The 23,643-nt window shown below is 59.5% G+C and carries 21 protein-coding genes and 2 pseudogenes; 17 read left to right on the top strand and 6 right to left on the bottom strand.

Features of this window, described 5'->3' with window-relative positions:
* Positions 1-203: 203 nt before the first annotated feature.
* The 7 genes and pseudogenes from Q7W83_RS27085 to Q7W83_RS27055 all read left to right on the top strand — a co-directional run bounded on the left by Q7W83_RS27085 (position 204) and on the right by Q7W83_RS27055 (position 4,964).
* Positions 204-842 carry a peroxiredoxin gene (locus Q7W83_RS27085; protein ID WP_150632117.1) on the top strand — a complete coding sequence of 213 codons (639 nt, stop codon included), beginning with the start codon at positions 204-206 and terminating at the stop codon, positions 840-842.
* Between the two features lie 353 nt (positions 843-1,195).
* Positions 1,196-1,789, top strand: a complete 594-nt coding sequence (ssuE, locus tag Q7W83_RS27080) for an NADPH-dependent FMN reductase (protein ID WP_473658070.1) — start codon at positions 1,196-1,198, stop codon at positions 1,787-1,789.
* A gap of 101 nt (positions 1,790-1,890) precedes the next feature.
* Complete coding sequence (locus Q7W83_RS27075; protein ID WP_150632119.1) at positions 1,891-2,856, top strand: sulfonate ABC transporter substrate-binding protein; 966 nt, start codon at positions 1,891-1,893, stop codon at positions 2,854-2,856.
* Between the two features lie 25 nt (positions 2,857-2,881).
* Positions 2,882-3,007, top strand: a pseudogene (locus Q7W83_RS27070) (alkanesulfonate monooxygenase); the annotation flags it as partial.
* A gap of 122 nt (positions 3,008-3,129) precedes the next feature.
* The gene (ssuC, locus tag Q7W83_RS27065; RefSeq protein WP_150632120.1) at positions 3,130-3,912 is read left to right on the top strand and encodes an aliphatic sulfonate ABC transporter permease SsuC; all 783 of its coding nucleotides are present in this window, start codon (positions 3,130-3,132) and stop codon (positions 3,910-3,912) included.
* On the top strand, positions 3,909-4,715 hold the full coding sequence (ssuB, locus tag Q7W83_RS27060) for an aliphatic sulfonates ABC transporter ATP-binding protein (RefSeq protein WP_458376931.1): 807 nt from the start codon (positions 3,909-3,911) through the stop codon (positions 4,713-4,715). The genes ssuC and ssuB overlap by 4 nt, the downstream gene beginning before the upstream one ends.
* A 33-nt stretch (positions 4,716-4,748) precedes the next feature.
* Entirely contained in the window at positions 4,749-4,964 is a 216-nt protein-coding gene (locus Q7W83_RS27055; RefSeq protein ID WP_003229256.1) for a TOBE domain-containing protein, read from the top strand.
* Positions 4,965-5,167: 203 nt separating this feature from the next.
* Here Q7W83_RS27055 and Q7W83_RS27050 read toward each other — a convergent pair whose 3' ends face one another.
* From Q7W83_RS27050 to Q7W83_RS27040, 3 genes are all read right to left on the bottom strand, one after another.
* Positions 5,168-5,806, bottom strand: coding sequence for a TetR/AcrR family transcriptional regulator (locus Q7W83_RS27050; RefSeq protein WP_150632122.1), 639 nt, complete (start codon positions 5,804-5,806; stop codon positions 5,168-5,170).
* A gap of 92 nt (positions 5,807-5,898) precedes the next feature.
* Positions 5,899-6,651 (bottom strand): carbonic anhydrase, encoded by a 753-nt coding sequence (locus Q7W83_RS27045; protein ID WP_473658066.1) that lies wholly within the window; start codon positions 6,649-6,651, stop codon positions 5,899-5,901.
* Between the two features lie 207 nt (positions 6,652-6,858).
* Positions 6,859-8,235 carry a glutamine synthetase family protein gene (locus Q7W83_RS27040; protein WP_090178366.1) on the bottom strand — a complete coding sequence of 459 codons (1,377 nt, stop codon included), beginning with the start codon at positions 8,233-8,235 and terminating at the stop codon, positions 6,859-6,861.
* Between the two features lie 278 nt (positions 8,236-8,513).
* On the opposite strand from Q7W83_RS27040, the pseudogene Q7W83_RS27035 reads away from it, so the two are divergent.
* From Q7W83_RS27035 to Q7W83_RS27000, 8 genes and pseudogenes are all read left to right on the top strand, one after another.
* A pseudogene (locus tag Q7W83_RS27035) lies at positions 8,514-8,831 on the top strand (gamma-glutamyl-gamma-aminobutyrate hydrolase family protein); the annotation flags it as partial.
* 100 nt (positions 8,832-8,931) lie between these two features.
* On the top strand, positions 8,932-10,290 hold the full coding sequence (locus tag Q7W83_RS27030; RefSeq protein WP_017341357.1) for a glutamine synthetase family protein: 1,359 nt from the start codon (positions 8,932-8,934) through the stop codon (positions 10,288-10,290).
* Positions 10,291-10,346: 56 nt separating this feature from the next.
* On the top strand, positions 10,347-11,711 hold the full coding sequence (locus tag Q7W83_RS27025; RefSeq protein ID WP_150632125.1) for an aspartate aminotransferase family protein: 1,365 nt from the start codon (positions 10,347-10,349) through the stop codon (positions 11,709-11,711).
* Positions 11,712-11,880: 169 nt separating this feature from the next.
* Positions 11,881-12,993: a polyamine ABC transporter substrate-binding protein gene (locus tag Q7W83_RS27020; RefSeq protein WP_150632126.1), complete on the top strand. Its 1,113-nt coding sequence runs from the start codon at positions 11,881-11,883 to the stop codon at positions 12,991-12,993.
* Between the two features lie 188 nt (positions 12,994-13,181).
* The gene (locus Q7W83_RS27015; RefSeq protein ID WP_150632127.1) at positions 13,182-14,279 is read left to right on the top strand and encodes a polyamine ABC transporter substrate-binding protein; all 1,098 of its coding nucleotides are present in this window, start codon (positions 13,182-13,184) and stop codon (positions 14,277-14,279) included.
* Positions 14,280-14,352: 73 nt separating this feature from the next.
* Complete coding sequence (locus Q7W83_RS27010) at positions 14,353-15,495, top strand: ABC transporter ATP-binding protein (RefSeq protein WP_111448387.1); 1,143 nt, start codon at positions 14,353-14,355, stop codon at positions 15,493-15,495.
* A gap of 35 nt (positions 15,496-15,530) precedes the next feature.
* Complete coding sequence (locus Q7W83_RS27005) at positions 15,531-16,412, top strand: ABC transporter permease subunit (RefSeq protein WP_191623697.1); 882 nt, start codon at positions 15,531-15,533, stop codon at positions 16,410-16,412.
* A complete protein-coding gene (locus Q7W83_RS27000; protein ID WP_150632129.1) occupies positions 16,409-17,302 on the top strand; it encodes an ABC transporter permease subunit in 894 nt (297 codons plus the stop codon). The genes Q7W83_RS27005 and Q7W83_RS27000 overlap by 4 nt, the downstream gene beginning before the upstream one ends.
* A gap of 139 nt (positions 17,303-17,441) precedes the next feature.
* Here Q7W83_RS27000 and Q7W83_RS26995 read toward each other — a convergent pair whose 3' ends face one another.
* Entirely contained in the window at positions 17,442-18,083 is a 642-nt protein-coding gene (locus Q7W83_RS26995; RefSeq protein ID WP_150638048.1) for an HD domain-containing protein, read from the bottom strand.
* A gap of 238 nt (positions 18,084-18,321) precedes the next feature.
* On the opposite strand from Q7W83_RS26995, the gene Q7W83_RS26990 reads away from it, so the two are divergent.
* Positions 18,322-19,287, top strand: coding sequence for a GlxA family transcriptional regulator (locus tag Q7W83_RS26990; protein ID WP_150632132.1), 966 nt, complete (start codon positions 18,322-18,324; stop codon positions 19,285-19,287).
* Positions 19,288-19,414: 127 nt separating this feature from the next.
* Here the strand turns inward: Q7W83_RS26990 and Q7W83_RS26985 are convergent, their stop codons facing one another.
* Complete coding sequence (locus Q7W83_RS26985) at positions 19,415-21,826, bottom strand: penicillin acylase family protein (protein ID WP_150632133.1); 2,412 nt, start codon at positions 21,824-21,826, stop codon at positions 19,415-19,417.
* Between the two features lie 114 nt (positions 21,827-21,940).
* Positions 21,941-22,522 (bottom strand): DUF6436 domain-containing protein, encoded by a 582-nt coding sequence (locus Q7W83_RS26980; RefSeq protein WP_150638047.1) that lies wholly within the window; start codon positions 22,520-22,522, stop codon positions 21,941-21,943.
* A gap of 97 nt (positions 22,523-22,619) precedes the next feature.
* On the opposite strand from Q7W83_RS26980, the gene bipL reads away from it, so the two are divergent.
* Positions 22,620-23,567 (top strand): phospholipase BipL, encoded by a 948-nt coding sequence (gene bipL, locus Q7W83_RS26975; protein WP_458376934.1) that lies wholly within the window; start codon positions 22,620-22,622, stop codon positions 23,565-23,567.
* Positions 23,568-23,643: the final 76 nt, after the last annotated feature.

Genomic DNA, 23,643 nt, shown 5'->3' with positions numbered 1-23,643 from the left:
CCCACCCTGAAACTTCCCTCTTTTGCAGCGACTCAAGGCCTTCTCGAACCTTGGAAGCGATAGTCGTCGCGATGCCTTTGAAGGTCCAGTGAACAGATTTTTAATATTCATTTGTGATCTAAGAGGGTTGATATTTATTCTTTTTAATAAATCCAAAACACAAGCTACAGTTGAGTTCTACACATACTCATCAGGAGCCCACCATGAGCATTAGACTCGGCGACATCGCACCCGACTTCGAACAGGATTCCAGCGTCGGCACTATCCGTTTCCATGAATGGCTGGGTGATAGCTGGGGCGTGCTGTTTTCCCACCCGGCGGACTTCACCCCGGTGTGCACTACCGAACTCGGCTTCACCGCCAAGCTCAAGGATGAATTCGCCCAGCGCGGGGTCAAGGCCATCGCGCTGTCCGTGGACCCGGTGGACTCGCACCACAAGTGGATCGAGGACATCAACGAAACCCAGAACACGATCGTCAACTTCCCGATCCTGGCCGACGCTGATCGCAAGGTATCGGACCTGTACGACCTGATTCACCCGAACGCCAACGACACTTTGACCGTGCGTTCGCTGTTCGTGATCGATCCGAACAAAAAGGTTCGGCTGACCATCACTTATCCGGCAAGCACCGGCCGCAACTTCCATGAAATCCTGCGGGTAATCGACTCGCTGCAACTCACCGACAACTACAAAGTGGCCACCCCGGCCAACTGGAAGGACGGTGAAGAAGTGGTGATCGTGCCGTCACTTCAGGACCCAGAGGAAATCAAGAAGCGCTTTCCCAAAGGTTATCGTGCGGTGAAGCCGTACCTGCGCCTGACGCCACAACCGAACAAGTAAGCCCTCAGCGAATGCGCTGCGGCTGATGCCGCCATCGCGGGCAAGCCCACAGTGGATCAAGGAGGACCGAAGATTTATGGCAAGCCCTAACCCTGTGGGAGCGGGCTTGCCCGCGATAGCGGCCTATCAGGCAACCCAATATTCAGATTCAGCAGCATCCACAAAGCAGGGGAATTTCAGGCCGTTTCAAGGCCTGTTTTTTTGCCCGGAAGAACGGTTTTTGTATATCGCTTAAACGAATAACCAAATGAATAAATATGATTTATGGATATATAAATCACCTGTTAAGGTCACTTCCATTGAAGCGACATCGCGCACTGCGAATCGCCTACACCGTTCAAGGAATCATCTGAATGTTGGTCGTCTCACTCGGTGGCAGTCCCAGCCAACGCTCCCGTTCCGGGGTGCTGCTGGAGCGCTCCAAACGCTGGTTGCAAGAACAAGGGGTGGAAGTGGTGAGTTACCAGGTACGGGACTTCCCGGCCGAAGACTTGCTGCACGCCCGGTTCGACAGCCCCAAGGTAATCGACCTGCTGCAACAGATTGAAAACGCCGATGGCTTGCTGATCGCTACCCCGGTTTACAAAGCGTCGTTCTCCGGTGCTCTGAAAACCGTGCTGGACCTGCTGCCCGAACGCGCCCTGGCCCACAAAGTGGTGTTGCCGATGGCAACCGGTGGCAGCATCGCTCACATGCTGGCGGTGGATTACGCACTCAAGCCAGTGCTGTCGGCATTGAAGGCCCAGGAAATGCTCCACGGGATTTTCGCCGTCGACAGCCAGATCGCTTACGGCGAAGGCGGCGCCCAGGCGCAATTGGCGCCGGAGCTGGAACAAAGACTGAATGAATCGCTGGAGCTGTTCTTCAGCGCCATGGCCCGACGGCCGAAGCCGATCGATCCGAACCTGCTGAATGATCGTCTGTTGAGTGCTCGCTGGAGCATTTAAGCCTGCACTCAAGCCTCAACTGAACTTGATGTACTCACCTTACTCAGCCGCCAACGGCCAAGCAGGTGCAGCCAAAACCCAACTGCAAAAAGGAGAGCGCTATGCGCACTGTCATTTTGCGTCGTGGTCTGGTCGCTCTGTTTGCTGCGGCTGTAACCTTCGGCGCCATTACTCAAGCACACGCTGAAACTCTACGGATCGGCTATCAAAAGTACGGCACGCTGGTGCTGCTCAAAGCCAAAGGCACCCTGGAAAAACGCCTCGCCGCCCAAGGCGTGGACGTGCAATGGACTGAATTCCCTGGCGGCCCACAGCTGCTTGAAGGCCTGAACGTGGGCTCCATCGACTTCGGCGTCACCGGCGAAACCCCGCCGGTATTCGCCCAGGCCGCCGGTGCCGATCTGCTCTACGTCGCCTACGAACCGCCGGCGCCGCACAGCGAAGCGATCCTGGTGCCGAAGGACTCGCCGATCAAATCGGTGAAGGACCTCAAGGGCAAGAAAGTCGTGCTCAACAAAGGCTCCAACGTTCACTACCTGCTGGTCCGCGCGCTGGAAGACGCCGGCCTCAAATACACCGACATCCAGACCGTGTTCCTGCCGCCGGCCGATGCCCGCGCCGCGTTCGAGCGTGGCAGTGTCGATGCCTGGGTCATCTGGGACCCGTATCAGGCCGCCGCCGAACTGCAGCTGCAAGCGCACACCCTGCGCGATGGCCAGGGCATCGTCGACAACCATCAGTTCTACCTGGCGACCAAGCCATACGCACAGAAAAATCCGGAGGTGATCAAGACCCTCGTGGAAGAAGTGCGCGCCGTCGGCGAGTGGTCCAAGGCCAATCCTGAAGACGTGACCAAACAGGTCTCGCCGCTGCTCGGCCTGCCGGCGGACATCACCCTGACCTCGGTGAAACGCCAGGGCTACGGGGCGTTGTTCCTGACCCCGGAAGTGGTCGCCGCACAACAGAAAATCGCCGACAGCTTCTACCAGCTCAAGCTGATTCCGAAGCCGCTGAGCATCAAAGACGTGATCTGGACGCCGCCGGCAGCCGTTGCCAAAGCGCAGTAATTCGATTCCCCAAGGAGACCACTCCATGAGCCTCAATATCTTCTGGTTCCTGCCTACCCACGGCGACGGCCATTACCTTGGCACCGCCGAAGGCGCTCGCGCCGTTGACCACGGTTACCTGCAACAAGTCGCGCAAGCGGCGGATCGACTGTTCCCGCACCTGGACATCGAGCGTCCGGAACTGCCGAAAAGCGCCGGTTACGTCAGCCCGTTCGGCGAGATGGTCGCCAACGACATTCTTCCCAAAGCTGCGTCCCAGAGCTGAGGCGCGCCATGAAGAGAGCCATTCATAACGTTGCGCCCTGGGCGTTGCCGATTTTGCTGTTGGCGGTGTGGCAGTTGTCGGTGTCGGCAGGCTGGTTGTCGACACGGATTCTGCCCGCACCCATCGCGGTGATCGAAGCCGGCGTGAGCCTGGTGCGCAGCGGTGAAATCTGGACGCACCTGGCAATCAGCGGCTGGCGAGCAGCGCTGGGCTTCACCATTGGCGGCGGCATCGGTCTGGCGCTGGGCTTCATCACTGGCCTGTCGAAATGGGGTGAGCGCCTGCTCGACAGTTCGGTGCAGATGATCCGCAACGTGCCGCATCTGGCGCTGATTCCGCTGGTGATCCTGTGGTTCGGCATCGATGAGTCGGCGAAGATTTTTCTGGTGGCGTTGGGCACCTTGTTTCCGATTTACCTCAACACCTATCACGGCATTCGCAACGTCGATCCGGCGCTGGTGGAGATGGCGCGCAGCTACGGCTTGTCCGGTTTCAGCCTGTTCCGTCAGGTGATCCTGCCGGGTGCATTGCCTTCGATTCTGGTCGGCGTGCGTTTTGCGCTGGGCTTCATGTGGCTGACCTTGATCGTCGCCGAAACCATTTCCGCGAGTGCGGGCATCGGCTACCTGGCAATGAATGCACGGGAGTTTTTGCAGACCGATGTGGTGGTGCTGGCGATCCTGATGTACGCGGTGCTCGGCAAACTGGCCGATCTCGCGGCCCGTGGACTTGAACGTGTGTGGCTGCGCTGGCATCCGGCGTATCAGGTCGTCAAAGGAGGTGCCGCATGACGGCTCAACAACCTCCACGCCTGCTGCGCGGCATTCCGCTGGTGGTGCGCACGCTGCAAAAAACCTTCGGTTCGCGGCAGGTGCTGCGCGAGATTGACCTGCACATTCCGGCCGGCCAGTTCGTCGCCGTTGTAGGGCGCAGTGGTTGCGGCAAAAGTACCTTGCTGCGCTTGCTCGCCGGTCTCGACAAACCCACGGGCGGTGAGTTGCTCGCCGGCTCCGCGCCGCTGAGCGATGCACGGGAAGACACCCGGCTGATGTTCCAGGAAGCGCGTCTGCTGCCGTGGAAAAAGGTCATCGACAACGTCGGCCTCGGGCTCTCAGGCAACTGGCGGCCACACGCGCTGGAAGCGTTGGAGTCGGTCGGCCTGGCGGATCGCGCCAATGAATGGCCGGCGGCGCTATCCGGTGGACAGAAGCAACGTGTGGCCCTGGCCCGCGCGCTGATCCACCAACCGCGTTTGCTGTTACTGGACGAGCCGCTGGGCGCCCTGGATGCCCTGACTCGCATCGAAATGCAGCAACTGATTGAACGGCTTTGGCAGAAGCACGGTTTCACCGTGTTGCTGGTAACCCACGACGTCAGTGAAGCGGTGGCGATTGCCGATCGGGTGATCCTGATCGAAGAGGGCGAAGTCGGCCTCGACCTGCACGTGGAACTGCCGCGACCTCGGGTTCGGGGTTCGCATCGGCTGGCGGCGCTGGAAACCGAAGTCCTCAATCGCGTCCTCGCGCTGCCCGGCCAGCCGCCGGAACCGGAACCTGTTTCACCCTTGCCTACGCAATTGCGCTGGGCTCAATAACTCAAGCCTCATCCAACGACAGGAATCAACATCATGACTATCAAGGCCATCAACGTTCGTAACCAGTTCAAAGGCTCGATCAAGGAAATCGTCCTGGGTGACGTGCTGTCGGAAATCGACGTGCAGACCGCTTCCGGTATCGTCACTTCAGTGATCACGACTCGCTCGGTGAAAGAGCTGGAACTGGTGGTCGGCAGCGAAGTGATCGCGTTTGTGAAATCCACCGAGGTGTCGATCGCCAAGTTGTGATCGCGTGCAGTGCACACAACCCCGGAGGGTTTTAGCCCTTCGGGGTTTTTTATGCGCGTGATTCAGTGGAGTTCGGCGGTGCGGCCATCGCGAGCAGGCTCGCTCCCACAGGGAATTGTGCCGTACACAAAATGCACTGTTCACTGACGATCAAATGTGGGAGCGAGCCTGCTCGCGATGGGGCAGTGAAGTCGGCGCAGAACTCAGGCTGGAATGTCCCGCTTCGGCAGGTACGGCGGCAAATACAGCCCCAGATAAGCGTCGAATACCCGCATCCCTTCCTCGGCCATGCGCGGCGTGATCTGCCCATGCTGTTGCACCGAGCGCGCATACACCCGATCACCCAGCTCCATCGCCAGGGCAAACACATCAACGTCTGTAGGCAGCTTCGGCAGTTCGAAATGATGATCGAACAGCTTGTGCATCAAATCGCCCAGTTCGATGTCGTGCTGACGGTCGGCTTGGGTGACTTCAGTCAACCCGTGCTGCGCGAGGATCAACTGGCGGGCGGCGGCGTCTTCGTCGTAGATGTCGAGCATGCGTTGTTCCACCAGCCGCGACAGGTCGCGCCAGCCGTTGAGCGCGGCGTGGTCGATGGGCGCTTGCAGGCAGGCGCGGAAAGCAGCGTGAACGTCGGCGGTCAGCGCTTCGAGCAGGGCCGGGACACTGGCGAAAAAATGGTAGACCGAGGAGGGCGGGATTTCCGCGCGTTCGGCAACGCTGTAGATCGACAGACTGGCCACGCCCTCGGCGGCCAGCAGCGTGCGGGCGGCATCGAGTATCGAATCGATCCGGGCCTGGCTTCGGGCGCGGGGTTTGCGAATGGTGGCGGGGCGCGTCATTGGAGTCTCCTGCAAAGGCAGCGGGCATTGTACGAGGCGCATTGCACCTTGTCTGTACGCTGCCTGATGCCTGGGTTTCCTGTCGGAGTGGTTTAGCCGCCGACTTGTACACGACGACCGTTCAAGGGTTGAACCGGGCGTGCGTTCATCGGGTAAAGCGCCTGGAAAGCCTGCAGCTGTGCTGTGGATAGCTGCGCCACTGTGGAAAATACATGCCAGCGCACGCCTTCAGAACACGGTGGAGTCGTCAGCGATCCCGCGTAGGAATAGTGGTGACGACTTGTGGGCAAAAGATCGGCAATGTTCAGCGAATCCAGGGTCGCCAAGCCGCCCGTTTGAGTGGGCATGGCTGTCAGGATCGGCTCCAGCGTCGGGTTGTGTGTGCCCTCTTCAAACAGCAATGCAACCACCGCGAGTTCGCCTGCCGTGTTGCGGTGAACCAGGTGCGCGTTTAACGGGAAGGTGCGCCCCATGATTTTTTCTTCGCTGGGCGTATGGAAGTGCATTTGTACGAACGCGTAGTCGCCAGAGGGGACGGTGATGCTGCCAGTTCCCGATGACGACACCTGGAGGGTATGCCCGTTGTTCAGAACGGTGGCGGTGCCCGGTTGATAGGTGAAGACCAAGGGGGCAAGTTCAGTCTCGATCGCATCACGAATATCGATAGGCGATTGCGCCAGGCCGGAGGTACAGCGTTTATATTCGCTGCTCAATTCGCCCCAGTTTTCCGGGCCGGTCGGCGTGGTGTAGCTCCAGTCAGCGGCTTTTCCGGTGGTTGCCCAAGCGCTGTTGCACACGCCAGCGATGATCAGGGTGATGGCTGAAGCCAATAGCTGTTTTTTCATGATTGTTTTTCAACACTCTGGAAGGAATACCGGCCAAGTCCCGGCGTTCTTGAGTGTGTGAGCGCGCAATGATCCGCTATGCAGGTTGCGTCCGACGTTTCCGTAGGGGCATTCCTGTTTGTCGAGGGGAATGGTCGCAACAAATTTGAGTACAAAAAAACGCCGCAGGCTTTATCAGCCGGCGGCGTTCTTTTTTACTGCAACCGCTTACACGGTATGCAGATACCAGTTGTACTCAAGGTCGGAGATGGAGTGTTCAAACTCCTCCAGCTCACTTTCCTTGCAGGCCACGAAGATATCGATGTATTTCGGATCGATGTACTTGGCCATGACTTCGCTGTCGTCCAGCTCGCGCAATGCATCGCGCAGGTTGTTCGGCAGGCTTTGCTCGTTCTGCTCGTAGGAGTTGCCTTCCACGGGGGCGCCGGGTTCGATCTTGTTGGTCAGACCGTGGTGCACGCCTGCCAGGACCGAAGCCATCAGCAGGTACGGGTTGGCGTCGGCGCCAGCCACACGGTGTTCGATACGCACGGCATCGGCGGCACCGGTTGGAACGCGGATCGCTACGGTACGGTTGTCCAGGCCCCAGCACGGCGAGTTCGGCACGTAGAACTGTGCGCCGAAACGACGGTAGGAGTTGACGTTCGGGCAGAGGAAAGCCATCTGCGCCGGCAGGGTCTCGAGCACACCGCCGATCGCGTGACGCAGTGCGGCGTTCTGCTCGGGATCCTCGCTGGCAAAAATGTTTTTGCCGTCTTTATCAAGAATCGAAATGTGTACGTGCAGACCGTTGCCCGCCTGGCCCGGGTAAGGCTTGGCCATGAAGGTGGTGTCCATCTCATGGTCGTAGGCGATGTTTTTGATCAGACGCTTGAGCAGTACGGCGTAGTCGCAAGCCTTGATCGGGTCGGCCACGTGGTGCAGGTTCACTTCGAACTGCGCCGGGGCACTTTCCTTGACGATGGCGTCGGCCGGGATGCCTTGCTCTTTCGCACCTTCCAGAATGTCCTGGAGGCAGTCGACGTATTCGTCGAGGTCGTCGATCAGGTACACCTGAGTCGAGTGCGGGCGTTTGCCGGACACCGGCGAGCGTGGCGGTTGCGGACGACCGTTCACGTTCTCCTGGTCGATCAGGTAGAACTCCAGTTCGAACGCGGCGCAGATGGTCAGGCCCATCTCGTCGAACTTGCGAACCACATTGGCCAGCACTTCTCGCGGGTCGGCAAAGAACGGCTGCCCTTCGAGTTCGTGCATGGTCATCAACAGTTGCGCGGTAGGACGCTTCTGCCAGGGCTCATTGCACAGGGTGTCAGGGATTGGATAGCAGATTCGGTCAGCATCGCCGATGTCCAGGCCCAGGCCGGTGCTTTCCACCGTCGAGCCATTGATATCCAGAGCAAATAGAGAGGCCGGCAGGTTGATGCCTTTCTCGTAAACCTTGTGGAGGCTGGTGCGTTCAATGCGCTTGCCGCGCACCACACCATTCATATCCGCAATCAGAAGGTCAACGTACAGAACCTCAGGATGTTCCTTAAGGAACGCGTTCGCTTCGTTAAGCTGAACGGCACGCGGGGGTACCGACATGATGCAACACCTTTGTTGTTAAAAATATCAATCATTGATCTCTTCGGGTTTCAGTCAACCCGAACGGCATGCCGAAGTCAAGCGAGGCCTTTTTTGCCCTAAAAAAGCGCCCTTGAGGCTTTTTTGAGGCGCTTTGGGGCGTTTTTATGCCTTTGAGCACTTTACCTGCCGCGGGCTTGAGCGGGCCGTGTTGTATTTTTTACGGGGGTGTTGTGTAAAAAAATGAACAAGGCTAAGCTCGATTCAAACCCATAACAGCAATAATACCGGGGTGCTTCATGTCTCGCCTGCCGTTAATCGGCGTCGCCATCTGCCCCAGGCAGATCGGTCTGCATGCTCATCACATCAGTGGCGATCGTTACGTCCACGCCAGGGCCCGTGTTGCCAAAGGCGTGCCGTCGACTCTTCCTTCCCCGGCAGACTGGCTGGCTCCGTCCGATATTCTGGACGGTCCTTGCGACATTCTCTTTACGGGTTGTCCTTCCAATATAGAACCGTTTTACAGAGCTGGCCCGACCAACGTGTTGGCCGCTGCTCATGATTCTGCACGCCCTGCAACGCGCCCGTTCACCCTTGCCATCGTCGAGGCAGGTATTTGTGCGCGGCAATTGCAGTGGCAATCTGTACCAAGCGACGCCCGTGCGTCAAACAACGCCTGACTTATAAGAGTCAGGAAACTCAGCCTAAGAGGCATTTATGAGTAACAACCTCGACCAGCTCACCGATTGGTTGAAAGACCACAAGATCACAGAAGTCGAATGCATGATCGCCGACTTGACCGGGATCACCCGGGGCAAGATTTCGCCGACCAACAAGTTCATTGCTGAAAAAGGCATGCGCCTGCCCGAGAGCGTTCTGTTGCAGACCGTGACCGGCGACTATGTCGAAGACGACATCTATTACGAACTGCTCGACCCGGCGGACATCGACATGATCTGCCGCCCCGACCAGAACGCGGTTTACCTGGTGCCGTGGTCCATCGAGCCGACCGCTCAGGTGATCCACGACACCTACGACAAGCAAGGCAACCCGATCGAGCTGTCGCCGCGCAACGTGCTCAAGAAAGTGTTGAAACTCTATGCCGACAAGGGCTGGCAGCCGATCGTGGCGCCAGAAATGGAGTTTTACCTGACCAAGCGCAGCGACGACCCGGACTACCCGTTGCAACCGCCGATTGGCCGTTCCGGTCGCCCGGAAATCGGTCGGCAGTCGTTCTCCATTGAAGCGGCGAACGAGTTCGATCCGCTGTTCGAAGACGTCTACGACTGGTGCGAACTGCAGGAGCTGGACCTCGATACGCTGATCCACGAAGACGGCACGGCGCAGATGGAAATCAACTTCCGTCACGGCGATGCCCTGTCCCTGGCCGACCAGATCCTGATTTTCAAGCGCACCATGCGTGAGGCCGCGCTCAAGCACGACGTGGCGGCCACCTTCATGGCCAAGCCCATGACCGGCGAGCCTGGCAGCGCGATGCACTTGCACCAAAGCATCATCGACATCGAGACCGGCAAGAACGTCTTCTCCAATGAAGACGGGACCATGAGTCAGTTGTTCCTGCACCACATCGGCGGCCTGCAGAAACTGATCCCCGAGCTGTTGCCGCTGTTCGCCCCGAACGTCAACTCGTTCCGCCGCTTCCTGCCGGATACGTCGGCGCCGGTGAACGTGGAGTGGGGCGAAGAGAACCGCACCGTGGGCCTGCGGGTTCCGGATGCCGGGCCGCAAAACCGTCGGGTGGAAAACCGCCTGCCGGGGGCCGATGCCAACCCGTACCTGGCGATTGCCGCGAGCCTGCTCTGCGGTTACATCGGCATGGTCGAAGGCTTGAACCCAAGTGCGCCGGTAGTGGGGCGTGGCTATGAACGCCGCAACCTGCGCCTGCCACTGACCATCGAAGACGCGCTGGAACGCATGGAAAACAGCGCGACCATCGAGAAATACCTGGGCAAGAAATTCATCACTGGCTACGTCGCGGTCAAGCGGGCCGAGCATGAAAACTTCAAGCGCGTCATTAGCTCCTGGGAGCGGGAATTCCTGCTCTTCGCCGTCTGATGCGCCGGGTGCCGCTGCTTTTGGCGGCGCTCTAACCGATTCCAAGGAGAATTCGCATGACCAGCAACAACCCGCAAACCCGTGAATGGCAAACCCTGAGCAACGATCACCACCTGGCCCCGTTCAGCGACTTCAAGCAACTGAAAGAGAAAGGCCCGCGGATCATCACCAACGCCAAGGGCGTTTACCTCTGGGACAGCGAAGGCAACAAGATCCTCGACGGCATGGCCGGCCTGTGGTGCGTAGCGATCGGCTACGGTCGCGATGAACTGGCCGATGCCGCCAGCAAGCAAATGCGCGAGCTGCCTTACTACAACCTGTTCTTCCAGACCGCTCACCCGCCGGTGCTCGAGCTGGCCAAGGCCATTGCCGACATCGCGCCAGAAGGCATGAACCACGTGTTCTTCACCGGTTCCGGTTCCGAAGGCAACGACACCATGCTGCGTATGGTCCGCCACTATTGGGCGATCAAGGGCCAGCCGAAAAAGAAAGTCATCATCAGCCGCAAGAACGGTTATCACGGTTCCACCGTGGCCGGCGCGAGCCTGGGTGGCATGACCTACATGCACGAACAGGGCGACTTGCCGATCCCGGGTATCGTTCACATCGCCCAGCCGTACTGGTTCGGTGAAGGCGGCGACATGACACCGGAAGAGTTCGGTGTGTGGGCGGCCAATCAGCTGGAAGAGAAGATTCTGGAAATCGGCGTGGACAACGTCGGTGCCTTTATTGCCGAACCGATCCAGGGTGCCGGCGGCGTGATCATTCCGCCAGACACCTACTGGCCGCGCATCAAGGAAATCCTCGCCAAGTACGACATCCTGTTCGTGGCGGACGAAGTGATCTGTGGTTTCGGCCGCACCGGTGAGTGGTTCGGTAGCGATTTCTACGACCTCAAACCCGACATGATGACCATCGCCAAAGGCCTGACGTCCGGCTACATCCCGATGGGTGGCCTGATCGTGCGTGACGAAGTGGTGGCAGTGCTCAACGAAGGGGGCGATTTCAACCACGGCTTCACCTACTCCGGTCACCCGGTAGCGGCTGCGGTAGCGCTGGAAAACATCCGCATCCTGCGCGAAGAAAAAATTATCGAGCACGTTCATGCCGAAACGGCACCCTATTTGCAAAAGCGTCTACGGGAACTGAACGATCACCCGTTGGTGGGGGAAGTGCGTGGGGTCGGTCTGCTGGGGGCCATCGAGCTGGTTCAGGACAAGGCCACGCGCAAGCGTTATGAAGGCAAGGGCGTCGGCATGATCTGCCGCACGTTCTGCTTCGACAACGGCCTGATCATGCGCGCTGTGGGGGACACCATGATCATTGCTCCGCCACTGGTGATCACCAAGGCTGAAATCGATGAGCTGGTGACCAAGGCACGCAAGTGCCTGGACCTGACCCTGAGTGCGTTGCAGGGCTAAGTGCTAGGCTCTGAGCGGGAGACATGAAACTTTCGCTCAGAGCAGTTCTAAAGGGTGGCCTTTCCTTGAAAGACCGCCTCGGATCTTGCCAGACTAGCCGCGGTTCCCGTTGTCCGGGTTCGGCCGCTGAACATAGTGGTTCTAAAAAGAAAAATTTGGAGCATTACGCATGAAGGCATTAGGAAAAAAGCTTGCTGGCAAGACACTCCTCGCCATGTCCCTGATGGGCATAATGGCGAGTGCGGTTCAGGCGGACGACAAGGTGTTGCACGTCTATAACTGGTCCGACTATATCGCTCCGGACACCATCAAGAAGTTCGAAACCGAGTCCGGCATCAAAGTCGTGTACGACGTTTTCGACAGTAACGAAACCCTGGAAGCCAAGTTGCTGGCAGGCAAGTCCGGCTACGACATCGTCGTGCCGTCGAACAACTTCCTGGCCAAGCAGATCAAGGCTGGCGTTTACCAGAAGCTGGACAAGTCCAAGCTGCCTAACTGGAAGAACCTGAACACTGACCTGCTCAAAGCGGTATCGGTGAGCGACCCGGGCAACGAACACGCCTTCCCGTACATGTGGGGTTCGATCGGTATCGGCTTCAATGCCGAGAAGGTCAAGGCTGCACTGGGTGCCGATGCACCGACCAATTCCTGGGACCTGCTGTTCAAACCTGAAAACGCCGCGAAGTTGAAATCGTGCGGTATCAGTTTCCTCGATTCGCCAACCGAGATGATTCCGGTGGCGTTGCACTACCTGGGCTATCCAACCGACAGCCAGGACAAAAAACAACTGGCCGAAGCCGAAGCGCTGTTCCTGAAGATTCGTCCTTCGGTGGGCTACTTCCACTCGTCCAAGTACATCTCTGACCTGGCCAACGGCAACATCTGCGTAGCCGTGGGTTACTCGGGTGACATCTACCAGGCCAAGTCCCGTGCGGCTGAAGCCGGTGACAAAGTGAAAGTCAGCTACAACATTCCGAAAGAAGGTGCGGGCAGCTTCTACGACATGGTCGCCATCCCTAAAGATGCCGAAAACGTCGAGGGCGCCTACAAGTTCATGACCTTCCTGCAGAAGCCGGAAATCATGGCTGAAATCACCAACGCCGTGCGCTTCCCGAACGGTAACGCGGCCGCCACCCCATTGGTCGAAAAAGAAATCACCGATGATCCAGGCATCTACCCGCCAGCGGACGTGTTGGCCAAGCTGTACGCGATCGCCGACTTGCCGGCCGCGACCCAGCGGATCCTGACTCGCAGCTGGACCAAGATCAAGTCGGGTAAATAAGCCGGTTTGAGGTAACAACCTGTTGTCGTCGCCTGCGCGGTGATGGCAGCAGGTGTAATTAAATGACAGAAAGTTTTGCTGGAACGGTTTTTCGAGGGTAAGTTGCGCGCCGGTTTTGTTGCTGGGCAGCTACGACTGTCATGTAACGCGGGGCAACTTGGGCCCAACTAATTTTAGAGGACCTCCACTTGCCTATTTTTTCTTTGCTACGCAATGCATTGCTGGTCGGTGCCGGACTGACACTGGCTGTCAGTGTCCAGGCCGCCGGCACGGTGCATATTTATAACTGGTCGGATTACATCGGCGAGACCACCCTGGCCGACTTCCAGAAAGAGACCGGCATCAAACCGGTCTATGACGTGTTCGATTCCAACGAAACCCTGGAAGGCAAGTTGTTGGCCGGGCGTACCGGCTACGATGTGGTCGTGCCGTCCAACCACTTCCTCGGCAAGCAGATCAAGGCCGGCGCTTTCCAGAAACTCGACAAGTCGAAGTTGCCGAACTACTCGAACCTCGACCCGGTGCTGCTCAAGCGTCTGGAGCAAAACGATCCGGGCAACCTGTACGCCGTGCCGTACCTGTGGGGCACCAACGGCATCGGTTACAACGTCGACAAGATCAAGGCTGTGCTGGGTGTCGACAAGATCGATTCCTGGGCGGCGGTATTCGAGCCGGAGAACATCAAGAAGCTGCAAAGTTGCGGCGTGGCGTTCCTCGACTCCGCCGATGAAATGATGCCGACGGTCCTCAACTACATGGGCCTGAACGCCAACAGCACCAACCCCGAAGATTACAAAAAGGCCGAAGCCAAGTTGCTGGCAGTTCGGCCTTACGTGACCTACTTCCACTCCTCCAAATACATCGCGGACCTGGCCAACGGCGACATCTGTATCGCCATCGGTTTCTCCGGCGACATGTTCCAGGCCCGCAACCGTGCGGCTGAAGCGAAGAAAGGCGTGAACATCGCCTACACCATTCCCAAAGAGGGCGGTGCGCTGTGGTTCGACATGCTCGCGATTCCGAAGGATTCGAGCAACGTCAAAGAGGCCCATGCGTTCATCAACTATTTGTTGAAACCCGAGGTGATCGCACAGGTCAGCGATTCTGTTGGCTATGCGAACCCCAACCCAGGCTCGGACAAGCTGATGGAGCAGTCCATCCGCACCGACGAGTCGGTTTATCCACCGCAAGCCGTCCTCGACAAGACGTATGTGTCGGTCGAGTTACCACCAAACATTCAACGTTTGATGACCCGCAGCTGGACCAAGGTCAAGTCGGGTAAATAGCTTCAAGGCTCAAACTATCCAAGGTTGGCTCACCTTGAGCGAACTGCACTCTTTTTTTCTGGGAGTTTCGTAAATGGCAGTTGCCTCCGGCGCCTATAAGAAAGCCCTCGAGGGCGACCAGTCACCTAAACAGGTGCTGGTCAAAATCGACCGGGTCACGAAGAAGTTCGACGAGACGATTGCCGTGGACGATGTGTCCCTGGAAATCAAGAAAGGCGAGATTTTCGCCCTGCTCGGCGGTTCGGGATCGGGCAAATCCACGTTGCTGCGCATGCTCGCAGGCTTCGAACGGCCCACGGAGGGGCGCATTTTCCTCGATGGCGTAGACATCACCGACATGCCGCCGTACGAGCGGCCGATCAACATGATGTTCCAGTCCTATGCCTTGTTCCCGCACATGACGGTGGCGCAGAACATCGCCTTCGGTCTCAAGCAGGACAAAATCCCCGCCGCTGAAGTCGATGCCCGTGTCGCGGACATGCTCAAGCTGGTGCAGATGACGCAATACGCCAAGCGCAAGCCGCATCAGTTGTCCGGTGGCCAGCGTCAGCGTGTTGCCCTGGCGCGTTCGCTGGCCAAGCGGCCGAAGCTGTTGCTGCTCGACGAACCGATGGGTGCGCTGGACAAGAAGCTGCGTTCGCAGATGCAGCTGGAGCTGGTCGAGATCATCGAGCGCGTCGGCGTAACCTGCGTCATGGTGACCCACGACCAGGAAGAGGCCATGACCATGGCCGAGCGCATCGCGATCATGCACCTGGGCTGGATCGCCCAGATCGGCAGCCCGATCGACATCTACGAAACCCCGACCAGCCGTCTGGTCTGCGAGTTCATCGGCAACGTCAACATCTTCGACGGTGAAGTGATCGATGACGCCGAAGGTCACGCCATCATCACCTGCAAGGACCTGGACCGGCAGATTTACGTGGGGCACGGCATCAGCACCTCGGTGCAGGACAAGTCGGTGACCTACGCGATCCGTCCGGAAAAACTGCTGGTGACCCCGACCATGCCGACCTGCGAATACAACTGGTCCAGCGGCAAGGTGCATGACATCGCCTACCTCGGCGGTCACTCGGTGTTCTACGTCGAGCTGCCGAGCGGCAAAATCGTCCAGTCGTTTGTCGCCAACGCCGAGCGCCGTGGCCAGCGCCCGACCTGGGGTGACCAGGTTTACGTGTATTGGGAAGACGACAGCGGCGTGGTACTTCGCTCATGAACATGCGCAAATTCAAACGCCGCCTCAATCGAATAATTCCCGGTGGCCGTCAGCTGGTCATCGGGGTTCCGTTCATCTGGCTGTTCCTGTTCTTCATGCTGCCGTTCTTCATCGTCCTGAAGATCAGCTTCGCCGAAGCCGACGTGGCCATTCCGCCGTACACCGAGATCTACAACTTCGTTGACCAGAAGCTGCAGGTGCTACTCAACCTCGGCAACTACGCGATGCTGGCCGGCGACGAGTTGTACATCGCTGCCTACCTCGGTTCGTTGAAGATGGCGCTGATCAGTACCACCCTCTGCCTGCTGATCGGTTATCCGATGGCCTACGCCATTGCCAGTGCCCGTAAAGAGATGCAAACGGTGCTGGTGCTGCTGATCATGATGCCGACCTGGACCGCGATCCTGATCCGCGTTTATGCGTGGATGGGCATCCTCAGCAACAACGGTCTGCTCAATGGTTTCCTGATGACCATGGGCTGGATCGACGAGCCGCTGCAGATCCTCAACACCAACCTGGCCGTGTATATCGGCGTGGTTTATTCGTACCTGCCGTTCATGATCCTGCCGCTCTACGCCAACCTGGTGAAGCACGACAGCAGTCTGCTGGAAGCGGCGTCCGACCTCGGTTCAAGCACGTTCAACAGCTTCTGGAAGATCACCATTCCGCTGTCCAAGAACGGTATCGTCGCCGGTTGCATGCTGGTGTTCATTCCGGTGGTGGGCGAGTTCGTGATCCCGGAACTGCTCGGCGGTCCGGAAACCCTGATGATCGGTAAAGTGCTCTGGCAAGAATTCTTCAACAACCGCGACTGGCCGGTGGCGTCTGCCCTGGCGGTGGTGATGCTGGCGATCCTGATTGTGCCGATCATCCTGTTCAACCGCAGTCAGGCCAAGGAAATGGAGGGTAAAGAATGAAGCGCTTCCGTTTCTCGAGTTTCATGCTGATCGCGGGCTTGCTGTTTATCTACGCGCCGATGCTGATCCTGGTGATCTACTCGTTCAACGCCTCGAAACTGGTGACGGTGTGGGGCGGCTGGTCGATTAAGTGGTACGTCGGCCTGATGGACAACACCCAACTGATGGGTTCGGTGGTGCGTTCGCTGGAAATCGCCTGCTACACCGCGATTGCGGCGGTGGCGCTGGGGACATTGGCGGCGTTCGTCCTGACCCGTATCACCCACTTCAAGGGCCGCACGCTGTTCGGCGGCCTGGTCACCGCGCCGCTGGTCATGCCCGAAGTGATCACCGGTCTGTCGCTGTTGCTGCTGTTCGTGGCCATGGCGCAGATGATCGGTTGGCCACAGGAACGCGGCATCGTCACCATCTGGATCGCCCATACCACGTTCTGTGCGGCGTATGTGGCGGTGGTGGTGTCGGCGCGCTTGCGTGAGCTGGACCTGTCCATCGAAGAAGCGGCCATGGACCTTGGCGCGCGGCCGTGGAAGGTGTTCTTCCTGATCACCATCCCGATGATCGCCCCGTCGCTGGGCGCGGGCGGCATGATGTCGTTCGCCCTGTCGCTGGATGACCTGGTGTTGGCCAGCTTCGTGTCGGGTCCGGGGTCGACGACCTTGCCGATGGAAGTGTTCTCGGCGGTGCGTCTGGGCGTGAAGCCCGAGATCAACGCTGTGGCCAGTCTGATTCTGCTGGCGGTGTCGCTGATGACCTTCCTGGTCTGGTTCTTCAGCCGTCGCGCCGAAGAAAGCCGCAAGCGTGCGATTCAGCAGGCCATCGAAGAAAGCGCTGCGGATTCGTGGAAGCAACCGGACGTGCGTCGCGCACAGCAGGCGCCGGAAGCGGCTTGAGGGTTGGCCACGAATAAGTGGCCACTCCAGATCCCATGTGGGAGCGAGCTTGCTCGCGATAGCGGACTGTCATTCAACATTGATGTTGATCGTGATGGCCTCATCGCGAGCAAGCTCGCTCCCACAGGTTTTTTGATGTTCAGGAAACCCAAGGCGACTTGCGGATGATCTCGACGAAGTTCATCGGCTTGAACCCTGGCTCACTGTCCACCAGCACATCCGCATTCACCGTACCGAACGTGGTGTCCGGCTTGTGTTTGAAGCCGTTGGCGAACGCACACAAAATGCATTCCTTGAACCCTTCACCCCGTGGATGCGCATGCACCACCGCCTCACGCTGCACGGTGGGGAACGCGGCGTAGTCGATACCCAGCACGTCCATTTCAACCCCGGCGGTGACCAGCGCGACGTTAGGGCGCAGGTGTTGCGGCACGCCCGGAGTGGTGTGCAGGGCAATCGACAACCACACCTGCTCGACATCGTCGTCGCTGAGTCCATAAGGTTTGAGAAACGCTTTGGCGGCATTGGCGCTATCGACTTCGAAGCGCTCTTCATCCGTGCGATGACCTTCCACCAGACCCAGGTCATGGAACATCGCGCCGACGTACAACAGCTCCGGGTTGTAGGCCAGTTGCTTGCGTTCGCCGCTCAACGCGCCGAACAGAAACACCCGGCGCGAGTGGTGGTAAAGCAGGTCGGATTCGACGTCGCGAATGTATTCCGTGGTGGCCCGGGCCAGTGCGCTGTCAGGGATTTTGATACCGGCGATGGTGCTGCTCATGGTGCTGTCCTCATGGGGAACGCCGTGGCGGCGCTGATGAAACAAGTCTGTTCCCCACCGCAAAACCGGACAATCGATCCATGGCTGCAATCCTTGCCAATGAGCATGCATATCGCGCCAACCTCGCTTGTTGGGCGTGGATTGGCTACGGTTGGAGTCCTGCGCACACCTGTAGGAGCCAGCAAGCTGGCTCCTACAAAGGTTGCGTGCATTCGGTGTCATTGAGGGCGTTCTTGCCATGAGTAAAACCGTTGCCATCGTGGTCTTCGCCGGCGTTCAGTCCCTGGACGTCACCGGCCCCATGGATGTGTTTTCCGAGGCCAATCGTTTCCTGGCACCGGAAGATCACTATCGGCTGGAGGTGATTGGCGTCGAACGTGGAGTGATGCCCTGTTCCAACGGTTTGTCGCTCAACGCCCATCGGCATTTCAGCGAGGCGCTGGGGGTGTACGACTTGTTGCTGGTGGCCGGCGGTCCGCAGCTGCCGTTCATGAATTTCGGCCCTGCCTTCGATGCCTGGCTGCGTGATGCCAGCGCGTTGGCGCAACGATTCGGCTCGATCTGCAACGGTGCGTTCATGCTCGCCCGAGCAGGATTGCTCGAGGGACGGACGGTGACGACTCATTGGGGCGATGCCGCTGCGCTCGCGGCGTTGTGCCCTTCGACGCGGGTCGAAGCGGATCGGTTGTACGTGCAGGATGGCGAGCTCTACACCTCGGCCGGGGTCACGGCGGGGATCGATCTGTCGTTGTACTTGTTGGCCCGTGATCATGGGCCGGAAGTGGCGCTCAGCGTGGCCAAGCGTCTGGTGGTGTTCACGCAGCGCTCGGGCGGGCAATCGCAGTTCAGTCCGTTCCTCACGCCCCACGCTGAGCCGACGTCGGCGGTGGCGATGGTTCAGCATTACGTGCTGGCCAACCTGACGGGCGACCTGACCATCGCCGACCTGGCTAACGCTGCGAACATGAGCGCCCGCAACTTTTCCCGGGTGTTTGCCAAAGAGGCGAAAATCACCCCGGCGGAATTCGTCGAGCGGGCGAGGGTGGATGCGGCGCGGGTGATGCTCGAAAGCACCGTCGCGCCGTTGAAGACGGTGGCGTATCAGTGCGGGTTTCGCGATGCCCAGCATATGCGCAGCGTGTTCAATCGCCGGTTGGGGGTGACGCCGCAGCAGTTCAGGTTGAATTTTGCGGCGATGGTTTGAGTCATGCAGTTGTGTTGTTCTCTCGGGCCTCATCGCTAGCAGGCTAGCTCCCACAATGGAGCTGCGTGCACAGGACCACTGTGGGAGCTAGCCAGCTAGCGATGAGGTCAGTCCAGTCAGTACAAATCTACTGAGCACTGCGCGCCGGCAATAGCTTCAACGTACTGCGCGTATTCGCCGACACTTCCTCATCATTGAGATGCGCCTGGAAGTACACCCCTTCGATATACGCTTCCGCCTGATCCTCAAAGTGCCGGTCAAACGGCACACCACTCTGGCCCACCGGGTTGACGGTCAGGCTATGCGCCGGGTCGGCGAAGTCGATCAGGCGTCGGGTCGACGGCCCATAAGTCACCGGCCATGGCGCGGGGCCGATCTTGGCCGAGAGGTTGTTCGGCACCTCGTGCGTGCCCGGCGCCGCGAACGGCCCGACATTGAAAATCCGGTCCAACGGCTTCTGCTGCCCCAGCGGATGACCATGGGTCAGCGTGTGCGCCTTTCCCCACTGCCATTGCGTGAAATCCGCACCCAGCGTGCTCTTGAGGTGGGTGAGGCTCGCTTGCCACGCCACCTTGACCGTGTCGGCACGGGTTTCCTTGCCGAGGGTGTTGCGGTTGTCCCACCATGGCGAGTCAGCGTTCGCCGCCAGACGCGGCAGCGCAGCGTCGATCACCCGAGTCGACAGCAACGTCTCGAAAAAATCGTTGCCCAGTTCATCGTGCATCGTCGCGTCAGCCAGGTTGAACAGGAACTGGTTGAACAGCGTGGCGCTGGTGGAATCCAGCGGGTAATCGCCGGTCCACTGGGCCAGTTGTTCCACCAGTTTCAGTTCGGCCGGATCGCTCACCACCTCACGCAGCACCGGTAACAACGGCGCGAGCAAACGCGGGCCGTAGGCGGTGGTAGTGCCCAGTTGCAGCTTCTGGCTGGCCTCCAGATCCCACTTCACGGACTTGTCGCCGAGCTGGCGATTGAGCTGCTGACCCCGATCCGCGAGGTTGTAGTAACCGGGAATCTCCATACCGGTCGGCGACACGGGCTGGAAGTTGGCCGAGACAATGTAGCCCCGCGCCGGGTTCTCTTCCTGCGGGTTGGCGCTGAACGGGTAGAAGCCGTCCTTGTCCGCTTCGGCACTGCTGCCGTCGAGGATGAACCACGGCCGCACACCCGACGGACGTTTCGGCAGTTGCGCCGCCGCCCACCAGCCGATGTCGCCCTTGGCGTTGGCCCAGACGATGTTCAGGCCCGGCGCCTGGACCTTGGCGGCGGCACTGCGCGCCTTGGCCAGGGTGTCGGCGCGGTTGAGCTGGTAGAAGCCTTCAAGGATCGGGTTCTGGCTTTCGAGAAACCCCCACCACATGGCGATGGGTGTTTTGCCGACGCTGTTGCCCAGCGCATCGTTGACGATCGGCCCGTGCGGCGACTGGCGCAGCAGCAACTTCACCGGCGGCTGACCCTTGACCGCGATCTGCTGTTCGCTGGTGACCATGTCCACCCACTTGCCGCGATACCAGACCTGGTTGGCGTTGTCCGGGTTGACCTTCTCGGCGATCAGGTCGAGGTCGTCGTTCTGGAACATGGTGATGCTCCAGCCGAAGTCGCGGTTCATCCCCAGCGAGGCAAAGGGCATCAACGCCTGATAGTGGCCGTAGAGCTCGAAGCCCGGCGCCGAAAGTTGCGCTTCGTACCACACCGCCGGCGCGGAAAAGCGGATATGCGGATCACCGGCCAGCAGCGGCTTGCCGCTTTTGGTCCGATTGCCCGCGACGACCCAGGCGTTGCTGCCCTCGAATTGCGGCAAACCGTTGTCCGCCAGGGCCTGTTCGCTCAGGCGGGCGAGGGCATTGAGGTCTTTCCAGTCGGCACTGGCGAGGGGCGGTGGGGTGCTGCTGCGGTTGTTCGCCAGAACGCCTTTGGGCTGCCAGTCGAGATCGAAGACGTTCAGGTACTCGGCGCCCAACTGGTCGCGCACGTACGTCAGCAACGGTTCAGTGCGAAACGCCGCGGCAAAACTGTAGGCCATGTAACCGGCGATGCTGATGGTGTCCTGCGCGGTGAACGGGCGCTTTGGAATGCCCAGGACATCGAATTCCGCAGGTTTTGCATGGCTGTCCTGATACTGGTTGATGCCGTCCAGATAGGCTTGCATGGCAATGAAGGCCGGCGACTGTTTGTCCATATTCGCCAGGTAGGTTTCGGCGCGCTCGCGAATGCGCAGGCTGCGCATCAGTTTGTCGGTGTCGAGCAGTTTCGGGCCCAGTACTTCGGCCAGTTCCCCGCGGGCGAGGCGGCGCAGGACTTCCATCTGGAACAGCCGATCCTGGGCGTGCACATAGCCGAGGGCGCGGTACAGGTCGGTTTCGTTTTCGGCGCGGATGTGCGGGATGCCGCGCTCGTCGTAACGGACGGTGACGGAGCCTTGCAGGTGTTGCAGTTCAACCATGCCCTGGCGTGTCGGCTGCTTGCTGTAGACGTACCAGCCGGCGCCGGCGGCGAGCACGACAATCAGCAGAGCAAGCGCAGTCAGGAGACGTTTCATGGAGATTCCTTGTTCTTGTTATGAGTGGCAGCAATTCCCTGGCGTCACTGTTTAACACGAGCCGCCACATCGGCCCATCACCCGTAGGAGGGATTCTTGTTGCCGTGTTTGTCCCTACTTCGTCGTATCGACCGGCCACGGGCAGTAACACCCGACCGCCAATGTGTGCGTGGCATTCACCGCGCGCCCCGCGTTTAACGCTTGCAGGATAGGCTCGATAAAGCTGTTGTTCGAATTGCAGGTCAGGCCTTCGCTGTAAGGGCCGAAGTAGGCGAGTTTGCCGCTGCGGTCCCAGATCGCCACGGCCGGGCTGGCGGGGATTTGTTCCGAGCCTGGGAGGACACTGATGGTTTTCAGGCTGCTCAGGGTGCTCGGCAACTGGCCGTGGCTGCCGGGTTTTTGTACCGCATAAAACTCGACGCCCTGCGGCCCGTACTGCTCGACCAGTTCGCTCAGGTGTTGCTGATTGCCGACGTTGCACGGGCAGGCCGGGTCCCAGAAATGCACCAGGCGAATGGCGCCGGGGCCGGCGAGGTTGTCGGGCAGGTGCAATGGGTCGCCGGAAAACACCGCCGTGTGCTCGCTGAACGCCCGCAGGTAGCGTCCTTGAAACCAGTCGTAAGCGGCCCACAAAACACCGGCGCACACGAGGGTGAGCAGGCAGGCAAGCAGTGGGGTGCGGTAGGGCGAACGCATGGGTGTCGATCCTCGAAGGTCGCCCAGCTTGCCATGCTTGCCGCGACAGATGAATATCGCAGGCTTACAAAGTCCGCTTCGTGCTCTGGAATTGCCCATGTCTGCCACTTTCGCCCCTGATCATTTGCGTGCCAGCCTGCGGCCTTTGGCCGAGTGGCAGCCGCTGTCCGTGGAGGCGCAGGCGTATCAGCGGTTCTACGGTCTGGATTTTCCGGCGCGTCAGCTACGCAGAGGCCTTGGACGTTTTGAGGTGGATGCTTATGACGTGGTCAGCCAGGTGTGGTGGCCGGAGCGGGCAAAGGCGACGTTGTTCGTGTTTCACGGCTTCTACGATCACACCGGGCTTTACCGGCATGTGATCGAGTGGGCGCTGGATCAGGATTTTGCGGTGATCGCCTGCGACTTGCCGGGGCATGGTCTGTCCAGCGGCGAACGGGCGAGCATCAAGGATTTCGCGGAGTATCAGGACACGCTGCAAGGGTTGTTCGCCGAGGCGAAATCCCTCGACCTGCCGCAGCCGTGGCACCTGTGCGGGCAGAGCACCGGTGGCGCCATCGTGATCGACCATGTGCTCAACGCCGGGACGAGCAGTCCGGCCCAGGGTCAGGTGATCCTGTTGTCGCCGCTGGTGAGGCCGCGGGCCTGGGGCTGGTCACAGCTCAGTTATTACCTGCTCAGGCCGTTCGTCAAAGCCATCGCCCGACGCTTCAGCGAAAACTCCAACGACCCGGATTTCCTGCCGTTCCTGCAAGCCGACCCGCTGCAACCGTTGCGCTTGCCCACGGCCTGGGTCGGCGCGCTGGCGCGCTGGATCAAACGCATCGAAGCCGCGCCGGACAGCACTCGGCGGCCACTGATCGTGCAAGGGCAGGCAGACATGACAGTGGATTGGCAGCACAACCTTGAGGTGTTGAAAGCCAAGTTCGATCGGCCGCAAGTGTTGATGTTGCCTGAGGCGCGGCATCATTTGGCGAATGAGACCGTGGCGTTGCGCGGGGAGTATTTCGGGTTTTTGAGCAAGCGGATCAAAGGCCGGAATCTTTAGCGAGTTTTCGGGCCTCATCGCGAGCAGGCTCGCTCCCACAGTGATTGGTGTTATGCCACCATTTTGTGATCGATAC

The organism is Pseudomonas sp. 300, assembly GCF_055803035.1.
This window is presented reverse-complemented; position numbering and strand designations above follow the sequence as displayed.

Excerpts from the sequence above, each read along its gene's own strand:
- ssuB (WP_458376931.1), top strand. The coding sequence starts at position 3,909 with ATGACGGCTCAACAACCTCCACGCCTGCTGCGCGGCATTCCGCTGGTG.
- Q7W83_RS27030 (WP_017341357.1), top strand. The coding sequence starts at position 8,932 with ATGAGTAACAACCTCGACCAGCTCACCGATTGGTTGAAAGACCACAAG.
- Q7W83_RS27025 (WP_150632125.1), top strand. The coding sequence starts at position 10,347 with ATGACCAGCAACAACCCGCAAACCCGTGAATGGCAAACCCTGAGCAAC.
- Q7W83_RS26995 (WP_150638048.1), bottom strand. The coding sequence starts at position 18,083 with ATGAGCAGCACCATCGCCGGTATCAAAATCCCTGACAGCGCACTGGCC.
- Q7W83_RS26985 (WP_150632133.1), bottom strand. The coding sequence starts at position 21,826 with ATGAAACGTCTCCTGACTGCGCTTGCTCTGCTGATTGTCGTGCTCGCC.
- Q7W83_RS27010 (WP_111448387.1), top strand. The coding sequence starts at position 14,353 with ATGGCAGTTGCCTCCGGCGCCTATAAGAAAGCCCTCGAGGGCGACCAG.
- Q7W83_RS27000 (WP_150632129.1), top strand. The coding sequence starts at position 16,409 with ATGAAGCGCTTCCGTTTCTCGAGTTTCATGCTGATCGCGGGCTTGCTG.
- Q7W83_RS27040 (WP_090178366.1), bottom strand. The coding sequence starts at position 8,235 with ATGTCGGTACCCCCGCGTGCCGTTCAGCTTAACGAAGCGAACGCGTTC.
- Q7W83_RS27050 (WP_150632122.1), bottom strand. The coding sequence starts at position 5,806 with ATGACGCGCCCCGCCACCATTCGCAAACCCCGCGCCCGAAGCCAGGCC.
- Q7W83_RS27055 (WP_003229256.1), top strand. The coding sequence starts at position 4,749 with ATGACTATCAAGGCCATCAACGTTCGTAACCAGTTCAAAGGCTCGATC.
- Q7W83_RS26990 (WP_150632132.1), top strand. The coding sequence starts at position 18,322 with ATGAGTAAAACCGTTGCCATCGTGGTCTTCGCCGGCGTTCAGTCCCTG.
- ssuC (WP_150632120.1), top strand. The coding sequence starts at position 3,130 with ATGAAGAGAGCCATTCATAACGTTGCGCCCTGGGCGTTGCCGATTTTG.
- ssuE (WP_473658070.1), top strand. The coding sequence starts at position 1,196 with ATGTTGGTCGTCTCACTCGGTGGCAGTCCCAGCCAACGCTCCCGTTCC.
- Q7W83_RS27075 (WP_150632119.1), top strand. The coding sequence starts at position 1,891 with ATGCGCACTGTCATTTTGCGTCGTGGTCTGGTCGCTCTGTTTGCTGCG.
- bipL (WP_458376934.1), top strand. The coding sequence starts at position 22,620 with ATGTCTGCCACTTTCGCCCCTGATCATTTGCGTGCCAGCCTGCGGCCT.
- Q7W83_RS26980 (WP_150638047.1), bottom strand. The coding sequence starts at position 22,522 with ATGCGTTCGCCCTACCGCACCCCACTGCTTGCCTGCCTGCTCACCCTC.
- Q7W83_RS27045 (WP_473658066.1), bottom strand. The coding sequence starts at position 6,651 with ATGAAAAAACAGCTATTGGCTTCAGCCATCACCCTGATCATCGCTGGC.
- Q7W83_RS27020 (WP_150632126.1), top strand. The coding sequence starts at position 11,881 with ATGAAGGCATTAGGAAAAAAGCTTGCTGGCAAGACACTCCTCGCCATG.
- Q7W83_RS27085 (WP_150632117.1), top strand. The coding sequence starts at position 204 with ATGAGCATTAGACTCGGCGACATCGCACCCGACTTCGAACAGGATTCC.